Below are 24,995 nucleotides of genomic sequence, written 5' to 3' on the forward strand. Positions count from 1 at the left end.
GTCTTGTATCTCGCTTAAATCCCGAAGTTGTTCTCTCGGTTGTTACGCTAACAAGCATTATGAATTCTACGCTCGACAACACGTCTCGCTTAAGAATTATAATAGCTTGTTAACTACAACCTACTTATCATCTCCGTGATTAAGCTAATTGTAGTCTATGAATTAACCTAGAAACTAGGTTTATCCCTATAACATTTAGCTACTCACCTAAGCCTGATTCTATTGTCTCTACCAACTTAGCAAGAGCTTCCTCTTCGTCGTCGCCTTCGCAGGTGATGACTATTTCTTCACCAGACTTTACACATGCACCAAGGACGCTTAATACTGACTTCGCATTGGCCTCATAGTTGTTGTCTGTGTTAAAGCAAATCTTACTTTTGTATTTCATGGCTGTCTCGCATAAAACCCCTGCAGGTCTTAGATGCAAGCCAGTTGCATTTACTATTTTAACTTTCTTTGAAACCATAACCTATCCTAGTCTGAGACAAATCCTACGTTCACAATCTATTTTGTTCTTTCAGTCACTAGATGTTCCTTACAGAACAAAAAAGATTGTTAACTGGATTTGAATATACTTTATAAAATTGTCTTAGTAATCAAGTCGGCGAGTGCGTGGGCGTCGGCCTCGATTTCCTCCTGGTTCTTGCCTTCAATCATGACACGAACAAGTGGCTCTGTTCCTGATGGGCGGATAAGTACACGACCTTCGCCAGCGAACTTCTCGCCAAGAGCTTCGATAGCCTTTGCGATTTCTGGGTATTCCATGTAGCTTTCCTTCTTGTGATTTGGAACCTTTGCGTTCACAAGTGCCTGTGGTAATACTTCCATGATAGATGCAAGCTCTGAAAGTGACTTGCCAGTTTCTACCATTACGCGAAGAAGGTGGAGTGCTGATAAAAGTCCATCACCAGTAGTGTTATCATCAAGGAAGATAACGTGTCCACTCTGCTCACCACCGATATTGTAACCATGCTCAAGCATGTTCTCTAAAACGTATCTATCGCCAACCTTTGTTGACTCAACATTGATACCCTGTTCCTTAGCCATAAGTGTGAAGCCAAGGTTTGTCATTACTGTAACAACGCATGTGTTCTTCTTAAGTGTACCCTTGTCCTTCATGTGCTTAGCACAGATGGCCATAACCTGATCACCATCGACAAGATGTCCCTTTTCATCTACAGCAAGCATTCTGTCGGCATCGCCATCGAAAGCAAGACCAACCTGAGCGTTCTCAGCGACTACACGTGCCTTAAGCTCATCCATATGTGTGCTTCCGCAGTTTGCATTGATGTTTGTTCCATCAGGATTGTTGTGGATTGTGATAAGCTCAGCACCCATCTCTGAAAGGCAAGCTACAGAAGTTCTGTAAGATGCGCCCTCAGCGCAATCGATAACAATCTTAAGTCCTGATAAATCCATAGGTACTGTATTCTTAAGGAAGTCTACATACTCTCTTCCAAGGTCAAATCTATATTCAATCTTACCGATTTCTGCACCTGTTGGAAGGTTAACACCTGCCATGTTGCTTTCGATAAGAGCCTGAATCTCATCCTCTAAAGCATCTGAAAGCTTGAAACCTTCGCCATTGAAGAATTTGATTCCGTTAAATTCCATTGGGTTGTGGCTGGCTGAAATAACAACACCAGCATCTACCTTATGCTTGCGAGTAAGGTAAGCAATTGCAGGTGTAGGAAGTACTCCTACGTAGACTGCGTTAGCACCAACTGAGCAGATACCACTCATAAGCGCAGAAGCAAGCATTGTTCCTGAAATTCTTGTATCACATCCAACGATGATTGTTGGCTGGTGGCTTGCCTCCTTAGTAAGAACGTAAGCGCCTGCCTGTCCTAATTGCTTAGCAAGTTCAATTGTAAGTTCTGAGCCAGCAACTCCTCTGACTCCGTCTGTTCCAAATAATCTTCCCATATTACTCCTTATTTCCTTTGCGAAGATTTAGTTATCTTCTACAACATTAACTGTCACCGAAGTATTTTGAATGGTGACTCCTTCAATATTTTCAAACTGCAAAACAGCATTTTGTGCTTCACCAGCAGTAAGCCCTGAACAATCTACAAATCCCTTGAGATTCTTAGCACTGATTCCACTCAAGGCCGTCTCTGTTCCAAAGACGTTAACCTTGACATCACTACTATTCAGTGTAACCTTCATGCCCGGTGGGACATTTTTAAATTCTATGTTATCAGCCGCAACATCCACTGTTGAAGATGTTTCACCTGCCATAAGCACCGTGATAGTAACCTTAGAGCTAGATGTATCCGCAAGAGATACTCCCTCTGGCAAGTATGAGCTGATATCAACTGTTGTAATAAATGAGCCTGTTAAATCTGAAAGGTTGATAACTGACTCTGGAATGGTGATGCTAGTAACATCGTTAAGTGCGCTGGCCTCGCCAATAATCATTACTGACGATGGGTCAGTCTTTATGGATTCAAGTGTTAAATCTGATGAAAGAGTTCCACTTGTTTTAACCACTACGTCAACTGCCTTTGTATTAGAGAAGGTAACGCTGACTGAAACCGTCGACACTGAAAGAGTAAGCTCTTTAGCGTCCACTTCTTCTCCTCGTTCTGTGTAGAACTTAGGTATTACGCTTTCAGTGAAGTTGCTGGTAACACCTGTGATGTTAGCTGTTGCAACTACTGAGCTGATACTAGATACCACTTCTTCTGGTCCTGTAACTGTAAGGACTGTAGGGCTACAGGTAACTGTGCCTACCGCTAATCCCTCTTCTACCTGTCCAGTAGTCTGAGCACTAATAACAAATCTTTGTGTCTTCTCATCTTCCAATACCACATACAAGTAATTCTGCTTGCTTGATATTGTTATATAGTTAGCATAGGATTTAGCCGCTATGGTAACTGGAATTCGCTCTTCATTTTCCAGATTGTTCATATCAGCAACAGCTGAAAAATCTGAAGGCGAGAGCTTTTCAATGATGGAACGCTTCGCTGTAACCCTGAAGCTTACAGTGTTGATGCCATCCTTTATTTCGTATAGCTTACCAGAGCTTTTAAGAACATCACCATTTGTAACTGTAACTACTGCGGTGAAGGTTCTGGTCTGGGTTGGATCATCAATGTTGACCACAACAAGCCATAGCAAAAATGCAAATATAAAAGCAAGTATCTTTAATCCGACGTCCTTTGTGAGGGCTGCAATAATCTTCTGTTTCATTTAACCCTCCTTTCCTGTCGCATTAACACCGTCAACTTCTATATCAGAATTTTGGATTCGTTTAAGCTCTGCAATCAGCTCGTCTTCCTTGACGTCTCTGACTATTCGACCTTCTCTTGCGTAGGAAACAGTACCTGTTTCCTCGGAAACTACGATAGTGAGAGAATCAGAAACCTCGCTGATACCAACAGCAGCTCTGTGTCTTGTTCCCAAATCCTTTGAAAGTGCCATGTTATCAGAAAGAGGTAAATAGCAGGTAGCCGAAACTACTCGGTCTCCTCGCACGATAACTGCGCCATCATGTAATGGAGTGTTTTTCTCGAATATGTTAATTAACAGCTGTCTTGTAACAAGTGCATCCAGGCTAATACCAGTTCTTTCGAATTCAGTCAGCTGCATGTCGTTTTCAACAACAATAAGTGCGCCAGTTTTAACTGCACCCATTTCGTAGCAGGCTGTTACCATGCCAGTGATGGTGGAATCATCGAATCTTTTGGCGCCAGTTTTAAGAATGTTCCATGAGAACATTGATGTGATTTTTCTACGACCGATTTGCTCAAGGGCACGTCTTAATTCGGGCTGGAATACAACGATTAAAACTGTGACGCCGACGGAAATCAGTCTCTCGCCTAACCACAGGATTGTGTTCATTTGGAAGATTGCCGCAATCACAAAAAACAGCATGATGATAAGGACGCCTCGAATAAGCATCCAAACTCTGCTGTTTTTCACCCATATCAACAGGTGATACATAAAATATGTAATTATGATAATCTCAATAATATCTGTGATGGAAACATCTGGAATATTTACGTTGAAATAATCATCGATGAAGGCATCAACAGCATTCACGAAATCAACCACAGATTCACTTCCTAACTACCCTGCCTGGGGGTTATATTTTCTTTACTTCTTTTTCTTCTTCTACAATTCTTATTTTAGGAACTGCAGTTACATAGTAGTAATAATCATCATCCTCAAACTGCACCTTTTCGATACGGGAATAATCCAAATCTAAGATGAAATAATTAAGAATGATACCAACTACAATTACTAATATATTTCCAAAAATAAGTCCTAAGATTTCAGTCTTTTGACTGGTGAGCAAAAAGCCTGTGAGCATGATGATGAATTCCACAGCAACACCGGCCAGGTTTGCGATAATCCAAGACATATTGATATTGGACTGACGTAACATATATACAATAAGAAACATTGCAATCATTGCAACAAGATAAAAATAAAACATTCTGCCCTTAAGCATCTGTTCGTTTAGAAGGGATACTACTGAAACAGCTGATGTTTCATCTATGATTGCGGCAGCGTTATCTTTAACAATGTGAAGGTAGTAAGCTGTAACGGAACCACAGACAACACTGCAAAGCTCGTTAATATTGGAAAGGAGACCTGCTCCTAATGAAATCACGTATGGTGAATGGAATGAATAACAGATTGGAACTGTCGCTATATTATAAGTGTTCTTGCTTCTAAAATAAGCGCATACTAAGTAAGATGCCACTACAAAACCGAGAGCAACAACAGCTGCTTCGGTGCTCAATGACAATAAATCTACTAAAAGTACAATTGTCAAGACAATGGATACACCCTGGATTGGAAAAAATCCACAGACGATTGCCATTATGATAAGAAGCCATGTCTGGCTAATTGTTTTGTTGTATCCAAAATTGTTCTTAATGCATATTAAACCTACAAGTGCAATAAGTCCGTTCCATATTTTAATAAAAAGCATCTCTCTCGAGAGAATGTATTTACGTATGTCGTCTCTTATTCTTATAAATGCGTTCATTAATTAATCCTCTAGTATATCTTCACTATTTCTAGCAAGTAACGGTCTGGTTTGTTGTGCCTCATCCTCGTACATAAGGTTCAGCTTTGAATATTTACTGGCAAGCTCTTTGATGAGCCTTTTGCCTCGGCGATACTGTTTTGCAGCTCTAAGCCTGGTGTTGTGTACATGTACGATGATGTACAAAGCGTAAGCTAAAAGCCCGGCCAATATCATCAGAAGTATGTACATGGTGGTGATATTATCAAGGATATTTCCTGCAATGTACAAAACAATTGCAACATATATAAGCCCAAAGAAGATTGTACCAGCTATAAAGCCACCCCATCCATGAAGCGCAATGTACTCCTTTTTAGAATAGCGAAGCATAGGCTGATAATCAGGGCCAAATTCTTTTTCAAATATAGCCATGGACGTCATGTGTTTGACGCGTTCTTCGTTTATCATCTATTGACCTCTTTAATAGGTATTTGTGTATAGTTAGAGCTATTATTTAAAATCTACCTAATCATACAGAATGAGTATAGCATAAAATAACTATAAAAAGAAATACCTACTAGCTTTTGCTAGCAGGTATTTGAATTTGTACATTTTTATTTTTCTAAGAAACGCATCTTATTCTTGTTCTCAGGCTTCTTCTTTGGTGGTTCTGGTTCCTTTGGTTTTTCTATAGCTGAGCTCAAATTGCTAGCCATAGTATTCTTACAGTTCTCGCAGAAACGGCCTGTTTTTATAGTCGCACCACAATTTTCGCACTCGATTCCAATGTCAGAATCATCTGTAAACTGTAGCCTTTCCTCTCTAATCCACTGACGAATCTGATTTGTTGTTACTTCATTATCATCAGCAATCTGCTGTATAGAAGCTTTAGGATTCTCTCTGATATATTCCTTTACCTTTTGGAATTTCTTTTCCAATTCATCTCGGCAAGCTGGACACATATTAGGCGGTCCACCAATATAGTTGAATAATCTACCACAAGTTCTGCAATTGCGCACATCCATAGGTAATACCTCCTGACTAGCTATTTAAGCTGTCCTGTGCAGATACACAGGCCATAAACTTCTTTAACTCCCCCGTCCTTTAAAACTCTGGCCACCTCATCTAAAGTTGAACCAGTTGTATAAATATCATCAACTATAAGTACTTTTCTAAATTGTACATCATTTTTTACCATTGTGAAAGCTTTTAACAGATTTTTCTTTCTTTTCAGCCTATTTAACTGTTTCATAGCCACAGTATCTATTTTTCGTCTAACAACTTCATTATCTACTGGAATACCGCTGACCTCACTCAGTCTTTTTGCAAAAACTTCCGCCTGATTATAACCACGTTTTCTTTTCTTCTTTTCGTACATTGGAACAGGTATGATTACATCAAAATCCATACCCTTAATCCAATTACCGTATATCTTCATGGCGTGCCATGCAAAGGTCTTTCCGTAGCAGCGCCTATTGGCATACTTGAATCGATACATTGCGTCCTTCATATCACCAGTGTATCTGAAGATGGCCTTCGTCTGATCAAAATAATGTTTCGTGTTTTGGCAGGTACTGCAATATTCCTCATTCTCGTTCACGGGAACGCCACAGGTCATACAGTAATTGGGGCCTACCAGCTTGATTTTCTTGGCGCAAGCCTTACAAAACCCCATTTCTTTTTCTATTTTTAATAAAACTTTATCACAAGACACGCAATGTTTTGGATATAATAAATCTATGGAAGAGTCTATAATACCTTTTATAATATGGTTCATTATTAATACTCCTAATTGACTAATTTGGGATAACAAACTATTATTTAGTAATTGAATCTTGAAAGGAACACCTATGAAAAAAAGATTATTAAGTATATTAATGATTGCATCGATGTGCTTATCTCTTAGCGCATGTGGTGGCAAGGACAAGTCTGAACCAGCAAACGATGTAACCGACGAATCTAACGAAGATTCATTTTCATATAATATATCAGCACTTTTATCCAAAGACAATAGCATGGATGAAATTCTTCTTAAGGGCTTTTCTGATGCACTTAGTGATTATATCGGCGATGACCATTTCACCATCACCACATCCTATGCATCAGAGGAAACTCCTAGTGATACCATCGCTTCAGAGGCCGTTAAGAATTCTTCTGATATGATTTTTACCACTGGTAAATCAACCTTAGTAGCTGCTGCAGATGCTACAGAAACAATCCCTATCATTGCCACTGACATTGTGGATTTCAAGGGAACACTTCGCATCGCAAGCTTGGGTGGTAAATCCTGGGACAAAACTACAGGCCGCAACATCACTGGTGTCAGCAGCAAGCCTAGCATCGTTGACCAGGTTTCGCTCATGATCGAATCTACCAAGGATTTACAGACAGTGGGCATCCTCTTCTCACCTGAAGATACAGATGCCATCTACCAGAACGAAATCTTCGAAGCTTATTTGGATCAGGCTGGTATTCCTTGGAAGGAATATTTGATTCCTGCCACTAGCACTAAACTAAGCGATGATAAGGAAAAGGATTCTACAGCTTTAACACCTAGCAAATACGTTGCCTTCTCCGCAAAGGACGGCATGGATAACGATGTTATAAGCCTTGGAGATAATCCTTTATTTGGACTTAACTCACCTTCATCTACACGAGTTGCTCTTGTTTCAGATTTCTGGACAGGACCTAAGGTTGTTGCAAAGCCAACACCTGCTGAGGAAGCTGATGAAGATTCAAAGACAGATTCAGATGAAAAATCTGATTCAGGCAAATCAGATGCTAACGATATCGAATCAGAGATTTCTCTTGAGGACAGAATTACCGAAGCCTGCAGCGAATGCTCAGCCATCTATGTTCCATTTGAAAGCATGCTTACAGATCAGATGGATGTTATCGGTTCTGTTGCCCAGGAGCAGGATGTTGTAGTAGTTGCCGGTGATACAAATATCGGTCAGAACTCACTTGTAACTCTTTTCATGGATCCATATTCTTTAGGATATGCTGCTGGAAAGAAGGCCGTTAGAGTATTCAACGGCGATGACATAACCACAATCAAAATCGGTTATGGTGATACAGATGAATGCGTTAAGCTCTACAACGGCGAAATCGCTGAAAAGTTTGACATGACATTCCCTAAATCATTTAGTGAATTCACGGAATTCTTATCAAGCTACACATACGGAAGTAATACAACAAGATTTTCATTTAATTAAAATAACCCCCTAGATTTTGGCAAGTTGTCTGACAACGTCACTAAATCTAGGGGGTTTTCAAAATACTTGACTTATGGTATTATGATAGTAACTATAAGTATAGATATCTAGGCCCTGGCATAGACAAAGGATTGTCGAAGGCTCAAAATTTCAAGGAAGAAAGGAGGGGCGTCTGATGGCACGCATAGATGCTGCGTATAATTATTTCATGACTACCTATGGCGATAACATAGGCAATCGTTACGAATCTCACAAAAAGAGCGAATTACGCGACACATACAACAGAATAGTCAAAGCCAACAAAGATTCTCCTCTGTATAAGATTAAGGACACCGAGGACATGGGTCAGTTTGCCATCGATATTAAAGAGCATGCTAATTCTATGGCTCTTTCAGTATCCAATCTTTCTTCCGCTGGTGAGGATATTTCCTCTATCATGGATAAACGTATTGCATCATCTTCTCAACAGGATTCAGTTGATGCTATCTACGTAGGAGATGCCAATTCTGAGGCTGAACCATTTACTATCGAAGTGGATTCACTGGCAACACCTCAGGTTAACACTGGTAACTTCCTGCTGAGCGACGGCCATGATTTTGCAGAGGGTCAGTATTCATTTGATTTGGATATTAAGAATCACTCTTACGAATTCCAGTTTAACGTAAACAAGGGCGAGACCAATCTTAACGTACAAAACAAGATTGTTCGTCTTCTTAATACGTCAGATGTAGGCCTTAGTGCATCACTTATATCTGAAGATAAAACAGGTTCAAAGGCTATTCAGGTTGTTTCCAAATCCACCGGCCATGAAAGTGATGAAAACCTTTTGTTTGGCATCTCATCTACTATTTCTTGGCGAGAGCTTAACACACTTGGAATTAACAGAGTTACTCAGCAGCCAGCTAATTCTAGCTTTAAGCTAAATGGCACTGAGCACCAGTCATTATCAAACACCTTCACGGTTAACAAGATCTACGAATTAGTTCTGAAGGCACCTTCTGATGGGGAAGTTAACATCGGTTTGATGAACGACACGGAAGCTCTTTCAAACGGAATTAATCAGCTGCTCGATAGCTACAACGGCATGATTGATATCGGACTTAAATACAACGGTGCTCACCAGAACCGCACCTTATTTAACGAGATTTCTTCCATTGCGAGAAACCAGGCTGAGGTTCTTGAGGCAGTTGGTATCACGGCAGATTCTTTGGGACACCTTAGTTTGGACAGAGATACGTTAGCTGAATCAATTAATAATGGAGACAGCCGCAGCGCTTTTGATACCCTTAACGAGCTTAAGAACTCTATCGGAAAGGCTGCATCTAAGGCTTCAATTAACCCGATGGCTTATGTGGACAAGGCCATTGTGGAATACAAGAATCCGGGGAAGTCACTGTCGGCACCTTATGCGACCAGTGCGTACTCCGGAATGATGGTGAATTATGGCTTGTAAATAAAATAACTTAGCCTTCCCCCTATGGGGCTCAAGAGGTCCAGTGGACCTCTGCTCTGAGCCGACCGGAGCGGCAGCGGAGAAGAAGGTGGCTGCGCAGCAGACGGATGAGGGCTACTCATGTTAATACCCTCATCAGTCACCTGCGGTGACAGCTTCTCCCTAGAATGGAGAAGCCTTTTTTATTATTTCCTCCAATCTACGTTCATAGGTACACTGTGTAGCTACGTATTCCCTTCCAGCAGCAGCGATAGCAGCGCGCTCGCTGTCATGCTTTAGGTAATAAGCAGCCTTTTCGTACAGATCCTCGTTGGAATAGTACCAGACTAGGTGGTTTGCGTTTTCGAATTGCATTGGGAGTTCGGCCTGGAAGTTGGTGAGGCAGAAGCCGCCTGCTCCTAAGATATCGTAAACACGAAGTGGGACTCCGCTTTTTATATTTGGGATGGTTATGTTTAGATTGATTTTGGAGTTTTTGAATACCAGGGGCATCTCGCTCCAATAATCTACGCTTCCCTTTGCATTAACTCTTATTAAATCTGATGTTCTGGAATTGGTGTAAACGCTTACATCATGGTGCTTTGAAAGGTCTATCAGTATGCGCCTTCTTTGCTTTTCTGCAATCTTAAATCCCAGTGTTGTTACTGAAAATATTAAATTTAAATCGGACAGGGAATCCTCGGATTTTTCCAGATTAAAATAGTTTTCTAGCTCCATTAATATCTCTGGAGTCAGCATTCTATCTATGATGTTAACGCCCTGCAGGTCTCGCTGGGCTTCCATCAGGGCTTCGAAATATCCTCGCAAATAATCTGGTAAAGTGTACTCCATTTTGTCGTATGAATTTTTCTCATATAGTGAGCCTACGAAGCTAATGTCGTTATGATATAGCTCTTCGTCTTTGGAATTTGCAAACAGATAATCTAATCTTTCGCAATTGACAGCCAGGGGCAGGTGATACACATGCTCCACTCCCATGCCCTTGAACTCCTCCACATTTGTAAGATCAAACAGGAATATACGATTTACATCATTAAACACCGACTGATGATACATGGAAATAAGTGGATTATCGCAGCTCCAGCATACATACAAAATGCCGCACTCCTGGCACACATTGGAAATCAGCGGAAAATAATTTACCGTAAATACGAAGTCAAAAGTCTCCGCTTTTATCAGAGCCTTCAGCCTGCCAGCGAACTGTTCATCCACATCATAATTAAGAAGGTCCTGATAGACCTCCTTAACCTCATAGCCTAGCTTCTCAAAGCTATACTTTATATCCTTGTAGTTGTACGCCTTCCAGCGATACATTAAAATCTTTCTCATAGCGTTACTCCGCTTTCATAACAGTAGCCAAGTACTCCGTGCTCCCGCAGGCCACCTCCCATTGCAGTCAAGGGAACCTCCCCTTCGGGGTCCCTCCTTAACTACATGGGGCCCTCCTGCTCGCGCTTACCAAGGATATGATGCTGTTATGCAAGCTCATCTAAATGTGTAATGTGTCGACACCGAAAGTTCCTTGTAGTACGTCCACCAGTTGGCGGTAGGTGGAGATGGCCTCTTCGGTGTGGCCGGTGGAATCCAGGTCGGCGATTTGTTTTAGGAGGGCTTCCTCCAGATTATACATTTCGTTGAATTTTTCTGGATTTTGTTTGCGGGCTGTGATTACTTTAGCCCTCTCTCCGTATAAGCGAGACAGTTCACTTAGGGCTGTTGTCATGGCAGGGCGAATTCCAAAAAGATTTTTCAGTGTCTTTAGGCTTGTGGCAACATCCTTATCTGCGAATTCAAAGAACTCCTGCAAACCTTGTCCTAGCATGGCTGTTCGCTCCATGTGCTTTTCATCTTCTTTTCCTATCAACCACGAATCATGCACCTTTTGCCAGTTAAGTGCTGTAGTTGCGTAATCCTGCAAGGCTGCAGAAAGCTCAGCGTAATCTTCCCATGCTTCCTGCTGCATGAACTTACGCTCCATAATCAACACATCTATGTAAAGCTTAATTTCCTTACCACCGGGTGTTTTTTTGAAAGCCTCAGACAGCTTTTGCAGCTCTTCGATAGTCAAATCCTCAGCAATTTTATCAATCTGGTACTCTATCATATCTCTAAATCCAGCTGTAATAAAAAACTTGCTCAACACATCGTTGATTTCTCGCTTGTACCCAAACTCTGAAGATTTTTTCAAAAGCGTATATACGAAGCCACGGTTCAATCTTACTATCTGCGAATTCCAGTTGATGCGTCTGTAATAATGGGTCAGTGGGCCATAATCATCTTCCTCCATGCCGATGGCCATGATGAAGCAATATATTAGATTTGCCTTGGTTTCATCAAAGGTATCATTTGAAAACAGGCCGCCTTGAATAAACATGGCCCCCTGGTCGCCTTTGTATTTCTCGTACATCTTCAGGTAATAATTGCAGCTGTCCTTACACTTTTGATTTTCGTGTGTTTTGAAATAAACGGTTGATACGTAAAATGCCAGGCATGTAAGAGGAATCTCCATAATATCTGGCTTTTTGGCTTCTCTTTCATAGAGGGCAATCAGCTCATCATTCCTTGACATCTGATGATAGGCGACGGCGATTCCACAAACAAAGCTGCCTCTATAACGCAAAATTTCATTGTCATCCACATTTAACGTCTTCTCGTATGCGTCGTTGCACACCTGAAGCATCTCCTCGAATTTCTTGATAGATTTCCACTCCTGGGCAAGCTGATAAGGCCAACGCAAATTGTCAGGCTCCTCAGCCATCATCTCCTCTAATAGAGGGATATTTCGCATAGAATGTTTGATATTTTCTTCGTCAGATACATGAACATACCCGAAATGCCCCGCTCTGGCATCCATGAACATAGCATTACCGTAAGCTGGTTCAATATACTCATGAATCTTTCCCATAAATCTGGTTTCCGGAGTAACAGCACACATTCTACAAACCTCAATATCCTGATACTCTCTACCATCAAAATCCAAGTAATTGCGCTGGAAATAGCCGCCGATATTGTAGCTGGTGCAATCTGGCTCCTTAAAAAATTCGATAATATATTTACAATCCAAAAACCACTCGTCATCATCTATGTACAAAAACATCTTACCGTTGGCTTGATCAAGCTGGAAGTTTCTAGCCTTTCCAAAATCGTTACACCAGGTAAATTCAAAAACTTCATCGGCATATTTTTCGATAATAGCCCTGGTTTCCTTAGAGCATCCAGTATCAACAACCTGAATCTCCGAATCGATTGCCTCGCGAATTGGCATCAGCGATTTTAAGCATCGTTCCGTTGTGTCAGGTCGTCCGCAGCAAAGAAGTGAAATTGTAAGTAGCTTTGTTTTTGGCTTGTTATTCATGCTCTTCCCCCATAACCCCATAATCTGAAGAAGGCTCGTCATCTGACGAGCCTTGCAATTCTAATATTAATATGTTCCAACAACTAGTGGTCTGTACATCTCTTCTCCTTCTGTGAGACCTTCCACCTTTCCTAAGCAGCTATCAATCAATCGGTTGATTTCGTTTGCTACAATGGCCTTCTCACCAGGTGCATCAACTAGTCCTCTAAAGTCGTAAATATCAATACTCTTTATTTCTATTATTCTATTTTCAATCTCTCTTAAGATATCACTTAAGACCATTTCGATTGAAACCTTATGATCCATTATCATTTTTGTGTCTCTTAAGTTCTCACTTATATCGTAAATCAAATTGCAGTAATTTTCAAACTTTTCTACGATGTCCGAATAATCCATTCCCATGGATTCTAAGTATTCTCCTAATACTAAGGCTTTCTGCTGACATCCGATTAGGACTTGAAGGTCAGCTGCATCATCACCCGTTCCTCCCTGAGCGAATCTGTGGTTGGCTGTGTAGAGCTCTAAAACCATTGTCAACATCTTGTTTCTTGTAAAATATGCCATAAGCCTTACCTCTCTATCTTATATGAATCTTACCACCTCATCCACCACTTCGTGGTCCCCCTTCTCCTCAAAGAGAAGGCTAGGTATGTAAGCATTGTTTTCATTGTTAATTATTTAATTATTAGTTCTCTTTAGTAATTTCCCCACCTCTTGGTTGAGGTGGGGAGATTAATTTATGGTATCAATCTTAGGTTACTGGAGTAAGTTCATAACACCCTGTGTAGCCTGATTTGCCTGAGCAAGCATTGACTGACCTGCCTGCTGGAGGATGTTATTCTTAGAGTACTCAACCATTGTGTCTGCCATATCTGTATCACGGATACGAGACTCAGCTGATTCTGTGTTCTCAACTACGTTGTCGAGGTTTCTAATAGAGTGCTCTAATCTGTTCTGGATAGCACCAAGTTCCGCACGCTGTGCTGAAACTCTCTGGATTGCATCTGCGATAGCATCGATTGCGTATGTAGCTGCCTTACCAGTTGCATCGGATACGTTGATACCGTTAATACCGATTGACTTAGAGTTCATAGCTTCGATTGCTACGTTAATCTTATTTGACATTGCTGCGTCAGCACCAACATGAAGGTTAAGTGTAAGTGCATTCTGTACATTTACATGGCCTTTGTCGATTGAGAAGCTAATTGTAGTTGTCTTCTGTGTTTCACCACCAACTGTCTGCTCAATCTCTGTTGTCTTCCATGCATAATTTCCTTTGATAACACCTTTCTTAGTAGCATCTGTCTCTTCAAATTTATCAACATCTGCTGCACCGTCTGTTGCACCTACTGAAGATGCTGCCTTAAGTTCGATTGCAACCATGTTGTATGCTGCTGTTGCTGTAATAAGTGTTGCATTAGACTTATCAATACCAGTTGTGTGATCAAGCTTAGCAAATCTTGTTACTTCGTTACCATTGTATTTAAGAGTTGAACCTTCAACGATAAGATTATGAAGATAACCATTTGTAACTTTAGCATTTGCAACATCACTTGCTTTACCTGAGATGATTGTGTATGTCTTTCCATCGATAGAAATTGTATCACCAGCTGTAAGATTCCAACCATCTTCTACTGTATTGGCCTTTGTCTTATCATACATTCCCTCAGAGAACTTAAGGGCTCTTGCTACTTCTTCGTTTGTCTGAGCACCGATAGTATACTGAGTTCCACCGATTCTATATCTCTCACCAGCTTCTAGAGACTCCATTGTAAATGTTGCTCTTGTAGAGTTCTGTACCAATGTTCCCTCAAGACCTGCATCGTGAGCTGCGATATACATCTTCTTTAATCCGATGTCGCCTTTAAGTAAGAATGTCTCATTGAACTTTGTTGTTGAAGCGATTCTGTCGATTTCCTGTGAAAGCTGATCAATTTCGTTCTGGATATCATCACGATCTGATTCTGAGTTTGTACCGTTAGCTGCCTGTACTGCTAACTCGTTCATTCTCTGAAGCATGTCGTGAACTTCTGTGAGGGCACCTTCAGCTGTCTGTACTGAAGAAACACCGTCAGATGCGTTTGTAGAAGCCTGGGTCAAACCACGAATCTGTCTTCTCATCTTCTCAGAAATTGAAAGTCCAGCTGCATCATCTGCTGCTCTGTTGATTTTATATCCAGATGAAAGCTTCTCTGTAGACTTAGACTGAGAATCAGTTGTAATGTTCAATGTTCTTGAAGCATTAGCTGCCTGCATGTTATGTTGTACTACCATAGTTAATTCCTCCATGAGATTCTGCTAATTCCTTTTAGCATTTAAATCCGTTTTTGTTTGATAGCCCAACATCCGTGTCTGGCCTGGTTATTAAATTTAAAATAAGATTCGAATTCGATTTGTAAGGTGCTGCTGATTAGTTCAATTGTTCCTTACACCTTATTTATCGAGACGCATTCTGAAAACTTTAGCCTTTTTTAGAAAATTTTTTATTTTTATTCCATTTTGGCCACTTTTGGGGCATAAGCAAAAAGCTGCTAAAGCCCTGATTTTACTGGCTTTTCGCGACTTTAATTTTTGTTAAAATTTATAACAATTTTTTTGTTAAATATGCTATTTTTAGGACTAAATTGCTCTATTTTAGGGGGACTTAAGTGAAATTTCGCCTTCTGTAAAATACACTTAACTTAAAATCCAGGGACAGTTAAGTGGATTTCGCAAAAATCATTTTTCACTTAAAAAGCGAAATTGCTGTTAAGTGTGGCAGCGATATTTTTGAAAAAACTTAACTTTTTCCTTTTAATCTTTTAGATTGTTAAGTTTTTTCAACATAACTTCAGATAAACTTACCTGTTCTTTAGCATCTGTTAAGTGACAAATGAATTCTTCCATATCCACTTAACTTAACCTAAATATCTTTAAGCTTTTTTAAGTGAAAAAATTTTTTTCTTATATAAACTTAACAGCATTCCGGAATTTTAAGTGAGAATAGAAATTCTTGATATAAACTTAACTTATTCAGTTAAAATACCCCTAAATAAAACAGGCCTTGCGAACACGCAAGGCCTGAAGGTACTATATCATTTCTTTTTATCTAGGAAAGCTGGGTCCGCGGTTGTCTGTGGGCTCATCATGTGCTTGTAATATGTAGAAACTACATCTGATGATTTTTTGATTTCGCGGGCTTCCTTTTTAACGTTGGCGAATCTGGTTTTGGCATATTCTTTATTGCGATATTCTCCAGCTTCAACATCTGCTGTAAGTGCTGTGACTTTTTTAATAAGCTCCTGCATTAGCTTGATTTCATCTGCATAGGAATCCCGGTCTGCTTCGATAATAGCTTTTACTCTTTTGAATAGCTGTTCAAAGCCATCATCTAACATTACAATTCTCTCAATCAGCTCTGACTTCAAGTTCATGTTCTTCTCCAGATCATCTGGAGTAGAATTAGGGTCTTTAAGAATGGCTTCCTGCTCCTTGTTTCTTATATCAAGGATTCTAAGTACATCAGCCTTTTTCTCTAACGACTCCCTAAGCATAACAACATAATCCATATTTTCCATACCTGTCTCCTCCATTACCTAGTCCGTATTCGTTATGCAGACAATAATTATTTCATTACGCTCAGCTAGAAATGCTTCGCTTAAATAAAACAATTATTGTCTACTACGAATACTCATTGTCAGCAACCTTAGTATGCTCCGAACGCTGGTAGGTAACAATTATTTATATACACAAGGAGCCAATCTCGCGACGGTGTATATAAATGATTGTTACCGTAACCAGCGCACACAGCCTACATAACTGTAGCCCCTCGGATGAGGGGCTACGATTTAACCTGCTATGTTTGTTTGCCCATCCACCTTTTTGCCGTTGGCGGTGAGCTTCATTACGTCCTTCCAAGTGTCCCTCATGGTGCGCAAGTGCTTTAGCACTTCCTCAAGCTCATCAGGTTCCTTAGTTATCATGGCATGTCTTAAGCAGCTCCTAAGATAACTATACACTGCATGGAAGTCTTTTGCCACTGGATATTTATCATCAAGAGTAATTTCAAACTCTTCTATTATTCTGTCAGTCTTGCGAATATTGTTGTGTGCCTTTTCAATATCATGATTTTCACATGCCACAATTGCAATATTACAAAACTTGATGGCTCCTTCATACAGCATCAATGTCAACTCTGCTGGACTAGCTGTTAAAATTCTGTTTTTTGCGTAAGCATCGTAACCATTCATTGGTGTCATAGTACCGCCCCCTTGTAAATCCTTTTCGTTTCGCATTTAATACTTACTTATCAACCGCCCAGTAGCGATGATATTGACGAAGAATTGCCTTGTAATGTAGCCAAGGCTTTTTCCATTGCTGCAAATTTCTTATAGTATGCATCCTCCATGTCTGTTACTCTGTCAGTCCATGTTTTAATGGTTCTGCTGTAATCAGAATATTCAGATGCCATTTCCTTGTCATTGTATACCGTATATACGGATTTGATTGCAGATGACTTCATCTTTCCATCTAATGCTGTGTAAAGACCACTTGTCACCTTCTTCAAAAATTCAATAACAACCTCTGGGTCCTCTGCTAAAGCTGCACGTAATTTTTCTTTATTATTAGCTGTGTAGTTATCTTCAGCATCCCCATCAATATGATAAGCATATCCTTCGTTCTTTTCTGCATTAAGTGAGCCTAGAGTGTGGACACCAAATGTAGACCAGGAATATGTTTTACCATTTATTTCGTAGGTGCTCATCATAGACATGGTCATTGAGGAAATGATGCTTGATAAGGTTCCATCTCTTCTAAGGAGAGAATCCTTAATCTTCTGTTCCCATTTCTCAATTTCTGACTCTGACATTTCTGCCTTTTCATCATCTGTAAGAGGCTCATAGTCCTTGGCTGAATCTGCATTGTATAATTTTTGCATTTCATTCATAAGACTATTGTAGGTTGTCAGATAGTCTTTAATCTTGTCATAAAGAGCATCTGTATCATTTGATACGTTTACAGTGATTGCATCTGTAGTTACTGCCAGCGCCTCAATAGTAAGGCCATTAACTGTAACAGCATTTGAACCGTTTGAATATTCAACACCATTAAGATTAATAATTGCATCCTGGCCATCGATTTTGATTGCTCGGTCTGTGTTTTCGATAGTGATGTTGCCTGAAGCTACGTTAGCAGCCAAATCAATTCTATAAAATACGCTGTTTGCAAGCTCGATGTTATCTGACTGAATCCAGAAATTGCTGTAGCTCTTGTCGTATTCAGAATTCTGTGCGCCAAAATTCTGCTCGATATAATCTGCCCACTTTTTATTAGTAGGATCATCTAAGGCTTCCTTAAGCTTTGCTTCTGCATCTGCTATTGCTTGTGCTCTAATAGCGATTTCCTCAGATGTTTTCTGTGGAAGAGCCTTAGCAGATGCAATCGCAACATATCCATCACGAACTGCATTCAATGCTTTAGACATTTCTTTGTAGGTTTCATCAGATGCCATATCATAAGTAGCATTTGAATATATCTTAGCTGCTAAAGCATTCAGCTTGTCCTCGTCAGCAACTAGCGCATCCCAATCGATGTTTCCATCTGTACCATATTTTTCTACCGTGATTCCATCGTTAGTTGTTGTGGTTTTGTATACTTCACCTGCATAGGTCTTGTTAAGATAATCCTTGAGAGCAACAATGTTCTCATCTGTTGAACCAGATTGGATTTGTTTAATCAAATTTGCAAAGCCTTCTGCATTTTCGGCGAAGGAATAGTTCTTTGCGTCGTCGCCCTCTCCTACTGTGAAGTAAAGTGAGCGGCTCATGACTGTAGATTTTGTACCTGTAGTATCGTATACAGAATCCTTGTAGGCTAAGGCCGCAAGATTATCCAGAGCGTCATCGCTGATTGTGGTCCAGTCGATGGCTCCATCTGTTCCGTACTTATAGGTGTTTACTACATCCTTGCCATCCTCGCCCTTTGTTGTAACTGTATATTCCTTGTCAGCATACTTATTTAGATATGTTTCCAAATCTGTAAGCTGTGCAACCTTTTCATCATCGAATGTAGCTGTTCCTTGTTTATAATTCTTAAGGTCTGTAAGAAGCTGCTTCATTTCAACGGAATCAAGCAGATAATCATATCCGCCTTCTCCAGTAGAAAATAGCTTCTTTGCAAGGCTTCCACCTGTTGCATTGTTGATATTACTAACTTCTGAATCTGACAATAGACCCATATTCTTAAGGGCATTCAAGCCCTGGGCACTATTTGCAGATATAGTAAAATCACCAGCTGCGCCAGATGTTTTTGAGCTGATGTAGAATCTTTGGTTCTTTTCATCAAAATTAGCATCGACTCCTGCTTCTGCCAGCTTATTGACAAACTGGTTAACTGTCATATCGCTATCAAGCTCGATGTTTGTAGCCTTTGTACCAGTTCTGATAGAGATGCTAGCCTTTTCCATTGCACTTGTGCTTTTGATTCCAAGTGTGCCAAGTGTTGTTGAGCCAGTAATGCTTCCGTTAAGCTTTGCACCTGTAATATAAGCTGTCTTTGCAAGCTGCTTAATTTCAAGAGTTTGTGTACCAGTGATAGCAGAGCCGGTGGCTGTTGCCTTGGCCTTTGTGGTATCACTTACAGTTGTCTTTTTAACCTGATAATTTGATGATAGACGCATGGAGCCTACATTTGTGTAGAAGCCATACACCTTACTATTCAAGGTCTTCCAAGCATCCTGCTTCCAAGATAGCTTAGTCTGAGCCTTGATATATTTATCCTTCTTAAAGCTATAAGCTGATACGAGGGCGCCTACGATGGCCTCTGTATCCAAGCCTGATGCCAAGCCTGATAATCTAATAGGCATAAGCTACCTCCTATCGTTTCTCATCTACCATAATTCCTGCAAGCTCCCAAGCCTTTGCAATAAGGTCGAGGGTTTTATCTGCTGGGAATTCCTTAATAACCTCTTTGGTTTCCTTATCAACCATTTTGATGGTGACACGATTAGTGCCTTCATGGATACCAAAAACTGCTTCTGCATTTCCATTTGCAGAATTGATTTTTTCTACAGCTTCCTTTAATGAAGATGTAGCCTGCTGTGCAGGATTCTTTTCAGCTTCTTCTTTCTCAGGGTTTGCTGAAAAACTTCTATTTTCAGAATCAGCCTTTGCCTCTTTAGCAGCAGCTGTAAAATCAACTATTGCACTATCCTTTTGAACTGCTGGTGCTGGCGCCGCTTTTACTGAACTTCCCTGTCCCTGGTAGCTAACTGCGCTACTTACTTCGCCTATTTTCATTTCTTTCCTCCTTACGCCTAAACGAATCAGGTCCCACTCCTCAATCCGTAAGGCAATATACATCCTTGTAATATGGGAAATTTTTAGTTTTCTAATCTTATTATCGTCACCACGTTATCGAAAGTTTATAGCTACAGTGAAATTTTTCTAAATATTACGATACGGCTCGTAGTTTTCCGTGCTCCCGCAGGGTACCCTCCATACCTAACCATGGGAGCCCGCCGGCGTGGGCCCCCACCCATGGTCAGGCATGGCGCCCCCCTGCTCGCGCTTGCCTAGGTTATGAAGCCGTATCTTGATAACAAAAAAAGAAAGCCTACAGCATTTTTACTGTAAGCTTTCTATTATATATCGTTCTTATATACCAAGCGGCCACACAACCTACGCAAGCGCGAGCAGGGAGGCACCATACCGAGCGAGGGAGGACCTACGCCGGCGGGAGGACCCTCGCGAAAGTATGGAGGGTGCCCTGCGGGAGCACGGAAACCTCCGAGGCCGCGCCACTATAGCAAATTCTTAAGAGCTTCAAGGTCGTCCATGCTGATTCCCTTGGCTGCTTCGTTTTCTTTCTGGATTTCAAGGTATACTTCTTTGCGGTAGATAGACACTTCCTTTGGAGCCGAAATACCGATTTTGACCTGATCACCACGAACTTCAAGGACTGTAATCTCGATGTTGTTGTTGATCATAATCGCGTCGCCTGTTTTTCTTGTTAATGCCAACATCGCTACTCACCATCCTTTCCATGTATTGCATCATGAATAAGGAATCGAACTGGCTCATCCCCATCTATGATTATCTGATCGCCTACGTTTGTGTCGGTATTGATGATAATAGGAGCCTTTAAATTGATAGATGCCTCCTTTGGATTCTTTGGAACTCTTACAGTGACAAGTACGTAAGTATTATCTGCTGTAAGCTCACCAAGCTGTGATAATGAATCTACATTCAAAGCTGGTGAATAATCCGGTTTAACCACGTGTGGCAACATGACTGGCATAGCAAAATCTGTCTCGTCCAGTGACTGGAGCCACATGATATTGCCCTTGTCCTTTTTTTCTTCGTCGAAAATGAGAGTATATCTCTTCATGTCTGGAAAACCTATAAGCCCATGAAGTAAATTGATAATTTTTTCATCGGAAATCTCAATTTCGCCGAATAATCTAGTTTTTACTTGCATTATCCCTTCTCCTTTTCTGTTTATAACAATTCAGCTGAAAAACCTAAAAACCACTGAAATGTTAAATGTAGTTAAGTAACGTTGAATCGCCCAGCTTTCCAGCTGCTGTAAGCGATGCCTGATATGCGGTGTAGGCTGCTGTATAATCAATGATGATCTGGGATAAATCTATATCATCATTTAGCGATTGCAAACTTTGAACTGTCTGCTGCTGGTCCCCCACTCTAGTCTCTGTTAAGTTAAGAGACTGCTTTTTACACCCCAAATCAGTTATTGCTAAACTTATTTTAGCATAATACTTATCAATTCTGCCGATATCTGTGTCAAAAAGTTTGCGCATGTTGTTATTGTAGAAGTCAAATTCCTTCTGTGCTGCCGCTCTCCAGGTCTTAATCCATTCCTGGTCTTCGTCGGAAGCAAACTGTGTTTCTGTAGCCATATCATCAAGTGCATCAAGCTTGTTATAGGCTTCGATGGTTCGTTCAACGGCATCAATCATTTCCGTAACGTCGCGGTAGATTGAGCTATCAAATACATCTGCTGCCTCAGTGTTGATGTTGATTGTCTGGCTGGCTGCCACAGTATATTCAATATCAAAATGCTTGCGCTCACTGTTCCAACCATCAGCATCTTCTATATACTTAGTGTAAGTTACTGGAACGTGAACATCAAGAGAATCTTCGGTTTTCACACAATTATAATAATATTCTGGTCTTAGCTCGCCTTCGCTAAAGCCCGCTCTGCTATATGTGATTTTTAGCTTGGCATCAAATTTTTTAAGATTCGCAGCCACATCATTAGCAAGAACCATATCACCAGTACTCTTGATTACCACGATGGTTCCATCTGGAACATTCTTGCCGCCCTGGAGCTTGCTCCAATCTGATTCATTTTTGTAGGTAACAACGCTTGGTGGAGTCATTCCTGTTCCGTTATCATTTAATTTGATATGGATTTCATCCTCAAGATTTTCAATCTTATCGTAAGCCAATCTGATTCTATAGTAATCAGTTTGAACCATATCTGAAATAGGTTTATTTACATTAGGGTCGTACCCTGGGTCCCCCGCTTTAATGGCAGGAGCTAAAAGCTCGTCCTCTGTTGTAGGAATCTTCAGGTTGCAGTCATAATAGCGCTTTTCTTCCATGTGCTCTTCAATGGTGAATTCCTGAGTGATATTGTATATTGTTCCTGGCTCATCCTCTGTAAATGTAAGATTGCTGTTTGTTCTGTAGCCAGTGAATACTGTACGGTTTGCATAATCTGCATTACCCTCGGCAAAGAGCTGTTTTTGAAGCTGCTGCAATTCCTTTAGCATTGTATTTCTATCATCCTGAGAATTAACTGTATCTGTAGAGCCTTTAACAGCGATTTCCTTACAATCTTTACCAATGGCACGCATGTTTACAAGAGCTGTTTCAGTTACGCTTATCCACTGAGATGCATCAGGAATGTTCTTTTCCTTATACTGAGTTACCTGAGCAAGTGTTGTAGAAAGACGAAGTGAACGCACAGCGATAACTGGGTCATCGGATGGCTTGTCAATCTTCTTCTGTGATGTCATCTGGGTATTTCGTTTGTTAACGAATTCCTTTGTGGTATTAATGTTTGATGACGCGTTGTTCATTATCATTTTGTTTGTAACTCTCATAGCTCTACCTCATATCCTTATTGCAAGTTAGACTCCAGTATTAAGTATCAATCTATCATATATTTCGGAGAAAACTGAAATACATTTAGATGCCAGGTTGTATGCATTTTGGAACTTCATTAAATCCAAAGCCTCTTCATCTTCATCAACACCAGATACGCTCATGCGCTGCTCTGAGATTGATTTTTTGATATTTGTAAAATTGTCTTTGAAGATAATGCACTCCTGGGCGTCGATAGTAACATCGGCGTATATACACTGAAGGAATTCATCGCCACCGCCACCTCTAAACAGCTTTACTTTTCTTTGAAGCTGCTGCAGCTCAACAACCAAATCTGCCGAATCAACACCATCGGTATAATTAGCTTTTGTTGTGGTTGCAAAGATTCTTGAATCCTTATCAGTCTTTTTTGCGATTGAAACATTTTCTGCTGTAAGCCAGTAATAAGTCTCGCTGTCATAGTTAAGGTCGTCTCTGCCTATAAGCTTCTCTGTCATGCCATGTTCTCTCATGGAATCAACCTTATCCTTAGCGATGAAGAATGCTCCCATGTCGTCCCCATTTAAATCTACTCCGCTTTCTTCAATCAGGTTGAAGTGCTCGCAGAAGTTACGTAAGAAAAGATTCATCTGGTTCTGATAATATGGAATTCCCATGTAATCCACATCATCACCAACCTGGAAGGTCTTGTTCTCCAAAGCCTTGGCCAAATCCTTGTTGATATTATTTGTAAGATTGAAGGTTACTGTTTCAACCTTTCCATCATCACCTGTTGTGAATGAAAATCCATCATAGGTGAACAGCATGTTGTTTGTGCTAATCTGTCCCTTTGTTGGCATGTTGAATTCATTTATATCTGTAATACTAAGGTCTTTGATGGTGATGGTTGTTTCTGTTGCTGATGCAACAACAGCGTGCATGTTCTCGTTGTTATTACCATCACGTACCTCAAACATAGACTTAAGCTGGCCACCGCTTGAGCTTGGAACCGCGTTAAATTTATCTCCGTCCTTAGCCCATACGATGTCGTAAAGTCCGTCGATATCGGACTGATTGTACATCTGCTCTGTGGCTCTGGATTTTACAGCTAGGGTATTGTATTCATAAGTATCAACCAGCTGCTGGCCGTTGATATAAACCATGAAATATGTTGCACCTGTATACATATCAGGGTCGTTAGAGTTAAGAACCTCTGTCTCCTTTACACTTACATCACAGATTTCTGAAAGGTCATCAATTAGAAGTGCTCGCTGATCTCTAAGCTCGTTAGCATGACCACCACCCTGCTCAATAACATTTATCTGCTTTGTAAGAATAGCCACCTTTTCAGATATGGCATTAATATCATCAACAGCTGTTTTAATTTCATCGTTGATAGAATTCTGCAAATCCTTCATCTTTGTTGATAACTGATTGAAGTATTCTGTCAACTGCTTTGCATTTGAAATAAACTGCTTTCTAACTGTGTCATCACCAGGACTTCCCTGCATTGTACTCATGGCGTTAAACATCTTTGTGTAGATGGTTGTGAAGCCTGTGTTTGATGTGTTTTCGTTGTAGTAATCCTGAATCTGATTCATGTAATACTGCTTTTTGTCGAAATAACCTAAAGCTGTCTGGTTGTTCCAGAATTTCTCATCGTAATACAAATCACGTCTTTGGGTTACAGATTCCGCCTCAACACCAGTTCCTGTTGTGCCCCATTTCTGGTAGCATCGCAAAGCTGATGACGCAACAGTATTAACCACCTGCTTACTGTAGCCATTGGTATTAACATTGGAAATGTTGTTGGCAGTGGTATTAATCTGTGCCTGAGAAGTATTCAGTCCTGAATATGCGATTGTTAAGCCAAAAAATGTAGAAGCCATAAGCTATTCCTCGT

22 protein-coding genes are annotated in these 24,995 nt (G+C 40.5%); 2 read left to right on the forward strand and 20 right to left on the reverse strand.

Going from position 1 to position 24,995, the window contains the following annotated elements:
• Window positions 1–199: 199 nt before the first annotated feature.
• The 8 genes from G611_RS0102950 to G611_RS15820 all read right to left on the reverse strand — a co-directional run bounded on the left by G611_RS0102950 (window position 200) and on the right by G611_RS15820 (window position 6,758).
• Complete coding sequence (locus G611_RS0102950; protein WP_028242349.1) at window positions 200–466, reverse strand: HPr family phosphocarrier protein; 267 nt, start codon at window positions 464–466, stop codon at window positions 200–202.
• A 110-nt stretch (window positions 467–576) separates the two neighbouring features.
• On the reverse strand, window positions 577–1,926 hold the full coding sequence (glmM, locus tag G611_RS0102955; RefSeq protein WP_028242350.1) for a phosphoglucosamine mutase: 1,350 nt from the start codon (window positions 1,924–1,926) through the stop codon (window positions 577–579).
• Between the two features lie 27 nt (window positions 1,927–1,953).
• On the reverse strand, window positions 1,954–3,195 hold the full coding sequence (locus G611_RS13695; protein ID WP_051195025.1) for a YbbR-like domain-containing protein: 1,242 nt from the start codon (window positions 3,193–3,195) through the stop codon (window positions 1,954–1,956).
• Window positions 3,196–4,059, reverse strand: coding sequence for a diadenylate cyclase CdaA (gene cdaA, locus G611_RS0102965; protein ID WP_081656951.1), 864 nt, complete (start codon window positions 4,057–4,059; stop codon window positions 3,196–3,198).
• A gap of 31 nt (window positions 4,060–4,090) precedes the next feature.
• Entirely contained in the window at window positions 4,091–5,002 is a 912-nt protein-coding gene (locus G611_RS0102970; protein ID WP_028242352.1) for a hypothetical protein, read from the reverse strand.
• Window positions 5,003–5,005: 3 nt separating this feature from the next.
• Window positions 5,006–5,449 carry a hypothetical protein gene (locus tag G611_RS0102975; protein ID WP_028242353.1) on the reverse strand — a complete coding sequence of 148 codons (444 nt, stop codon included), beginning with the start codon at window positions 5,447–5,449 and terminating at the stop codon, window positions 5,006–5,008.
• Window positions 5,450–5,595: 146 nt separating this feature from the next.
• The gene (locus G611_RS0102980) at window positions 5,596–6,006 is read right to left on the reverse strand and encodes a flagellar protein (protein WP_028242354.1); all 411 of its coding nucleotides are present in this window, start codon (window positions 6,004–6,006) and stop codon (window positions 5,596–5,598) included.
• A gap of 20 nt (window positions 6,007–6,026) precedes the next feature.
• Window positions 6,027–6,758: a ComF family protein gene (locus tag G611_RS15820; protein WP_036947886.1), complete on the reverse strand. Its 732-nt coding sequence runs from the start codon at window positions 6,756–6,758 to the stop codon at window positions 6,027–6,029.
• Between the two features lie 73 nt (window positions 6,759–6,831).
• On the opposite strand from G611_RS15820, the gene G611_RS0102990 reads away from it, so the two are divergent.
• Together G611_RS0102990 and G611_RS0102995 are read left to right on the forward strand one after the other, a co-directional pair.
• Window positions 6,832–8,196 (forward strand): ABC transporter substrate-binding protein, encoded by a 1,365-nt coding sequence (locus G611_RS0102990; protein ID WP_028242356.1) that lies wholly within the window; start codon window positions 6,832–6,834, stop codon window positions 8,194–8,196.
• A gap of 175 nt (window positions 8,197–8,371) precedes the next feature.
• The gene (locus tag G611_RS0102995) at window positions 8,372–9,649 is read left to right on the forward strand and encodes a hypothetical protein (RefSeq protein ID WP_028242357.1); all 1,278 of its coding nucleotides are present in this window, start codon (window positions 8,372–8,374) and stop codon (window positions 9,647–9,649) included.
• 162 nt (window positions 9,650–9,811) lie between these two features.
• On the opposite strand, the gene G611_RS0103000 is transcribed toward G611_RS0102995, so the two are convergent.
• From G611_RS0103000 to flgK, 12 genes are all read right to left on the reverse strand, one after another.
• Window positions 9,812–10,978 (reverse strand): CgeB family protein, encoded by a 1,167-nt coding sequence (locus tag G611_RS0103000; RefSeq protein ID WP_028242358.1) that lies wholly within the window; start codon window positions 10,976–10,978, stop codon window positions 9,812–9,814.
• A gap of 160 nt (window positions 10,979–11,138) precedes the next feature.
• Window positions 11,139–13,004, reverse strand: a complete 1,866-nt coding sequence (locus tag G611_RS0103005) for a glycosyltransferase (RefSeq protein ID WP_028242359.1) — start codon at window positions 13,002–13,004, stop codon at window positions 11,139–11,141.
• Between the two features lie 66 nt (window positions 13,005–13,070).
• Window positions 13,071–13,568 carry a hypothetical protein gene (locus G611_RS0103010; RefSeq protein ID WP_028242360.1) on the reverse strand — a complete coding sequence of 166 codons (498 nt, stop codon included), beginning with the start codon at window positions 13,566–13,568 and terminating at the stop codon, window positions 13,071–13,073.
• A 192-nt stretch (window positions 13,569–13,760) separates the two neighbouring features.
• Window positions 13,761–15,278, reverse strand: a complete 1,518-nt coding sequence (locus tag G611_RS0103015; RefSeq protein ID WP_028242361.1) for a flagellin — start codon at window positions 15,276–15,278, stop codon at window positions 13,761–13,763.
• Between the two features lie 800 nt (window positions 15,279–16,078).
• Window positions 16,079–16,561, reverse strand: coding sequence for a hypothetical protein (locus G611_RS0103020; RefSeq protein WP_051195026.1), 483 nt, complete (start codon window positions 16,559–16,561; stop codon window positions 16,079–16,081).
• Window positions 16,562–16,831: 270 nt separating this feature from the next.
• Window positions 16,832–17,242, reverse strand: coding sequence for a flagellar export chaperone FliS (gene fliS, locus G611_RS0103025; protein WP_028242363.1), 411 nt, complete (start codon window positions 17,240–17,242; stop codon window positions 16,832–16,834).
• A gap of 50 nt (window positions 17,243–17,292) precedes the next feature.
• Entirely contained in the window at window positions 17,293–19,848 is a 2,556-nt protein-coding gene (gene fliD / locus G611_RS0103030; RefSeq protein ID WP_028242364.1) for a flagellar filament capping protein FliD, read from the reverse strand.
• A gap of 10 nt (window positions 19,849–19,858) precedes the next feature.
• On the reverse strand, window positions 19,859–20,281 hold the full coding sequence (locus G611_RS15565) for a flagellar protein FlaG (protein ID WP_028242365.1): 423 nt from the start codon (window positions 20,279–20,281) through the stop codon (window positions 19,859–19,861).
• Between the two features lie 503 nt (window positions 20,282–20,784).
• The gene (csrA, locus tag G611_RS0103040) at window positions 20,785–21,006 is read right to left on the reverse strand and encodes a carbon storage regulator CsrA (RefSeq protein ID WP_028242366.1); all 222 of its coding nucleotides are present in this window, start codon (window positions 21,004–21,006) and stop codon (window positions 20,785–20,787) included.
• 2 nt (window positions 21,007–21,008) lie between these two features.
• Entirely contained in the window at window positions 21,009–21,461 is a 453-nt protein-coding gene (gene fliW / locus G611_RS0103045) for a flagellar assembly protein FliW (RefSeq protein ID WP_028242367.1), read from the reverse strand.
• A gap of 61 nt (window positions 21,462–21,522) precedes the next feature.
• Window positions 21,523–23,112 carry a hypothetical protein gene (locus G611_RS0103050; protein ID WP_028242368.1) on the reverse strand — a complete coding sequence of 530 codons (1,590 nt, stop codon included), beginning with the start codon at window positions 23,110–23,112 and terminating at the stop codon, window positions 21,523–21,525.
• A gap of 27 nt (window positions 23,113–23,139) precedes the next feature.
• Window positions 23,140–24,981, reverse strand: coding sequence for a flagellar hook-associated protein FlgK (flgK, locus tag G611_RS0103055; RefSeq protein WP_028242369.1), 1,842 nt, complete (start codon window positions 24,979–24,981; stop codon window positions 23,140–23,142).
• Window positions 24,982–24,995: the final 14 nt, after the last annotated feature.

This window comes from Pseudobutyrivibrio ruminis AD2017 (assembly GCF_000424305.1).
Taxonomy (GTDB): Bacteria; Bacillota; Clostridia; order Lachnospirales; family Lachnospiraceae; genus Pseudobutyrivibrio; species Pseudobutyrivibrio ruminis_B.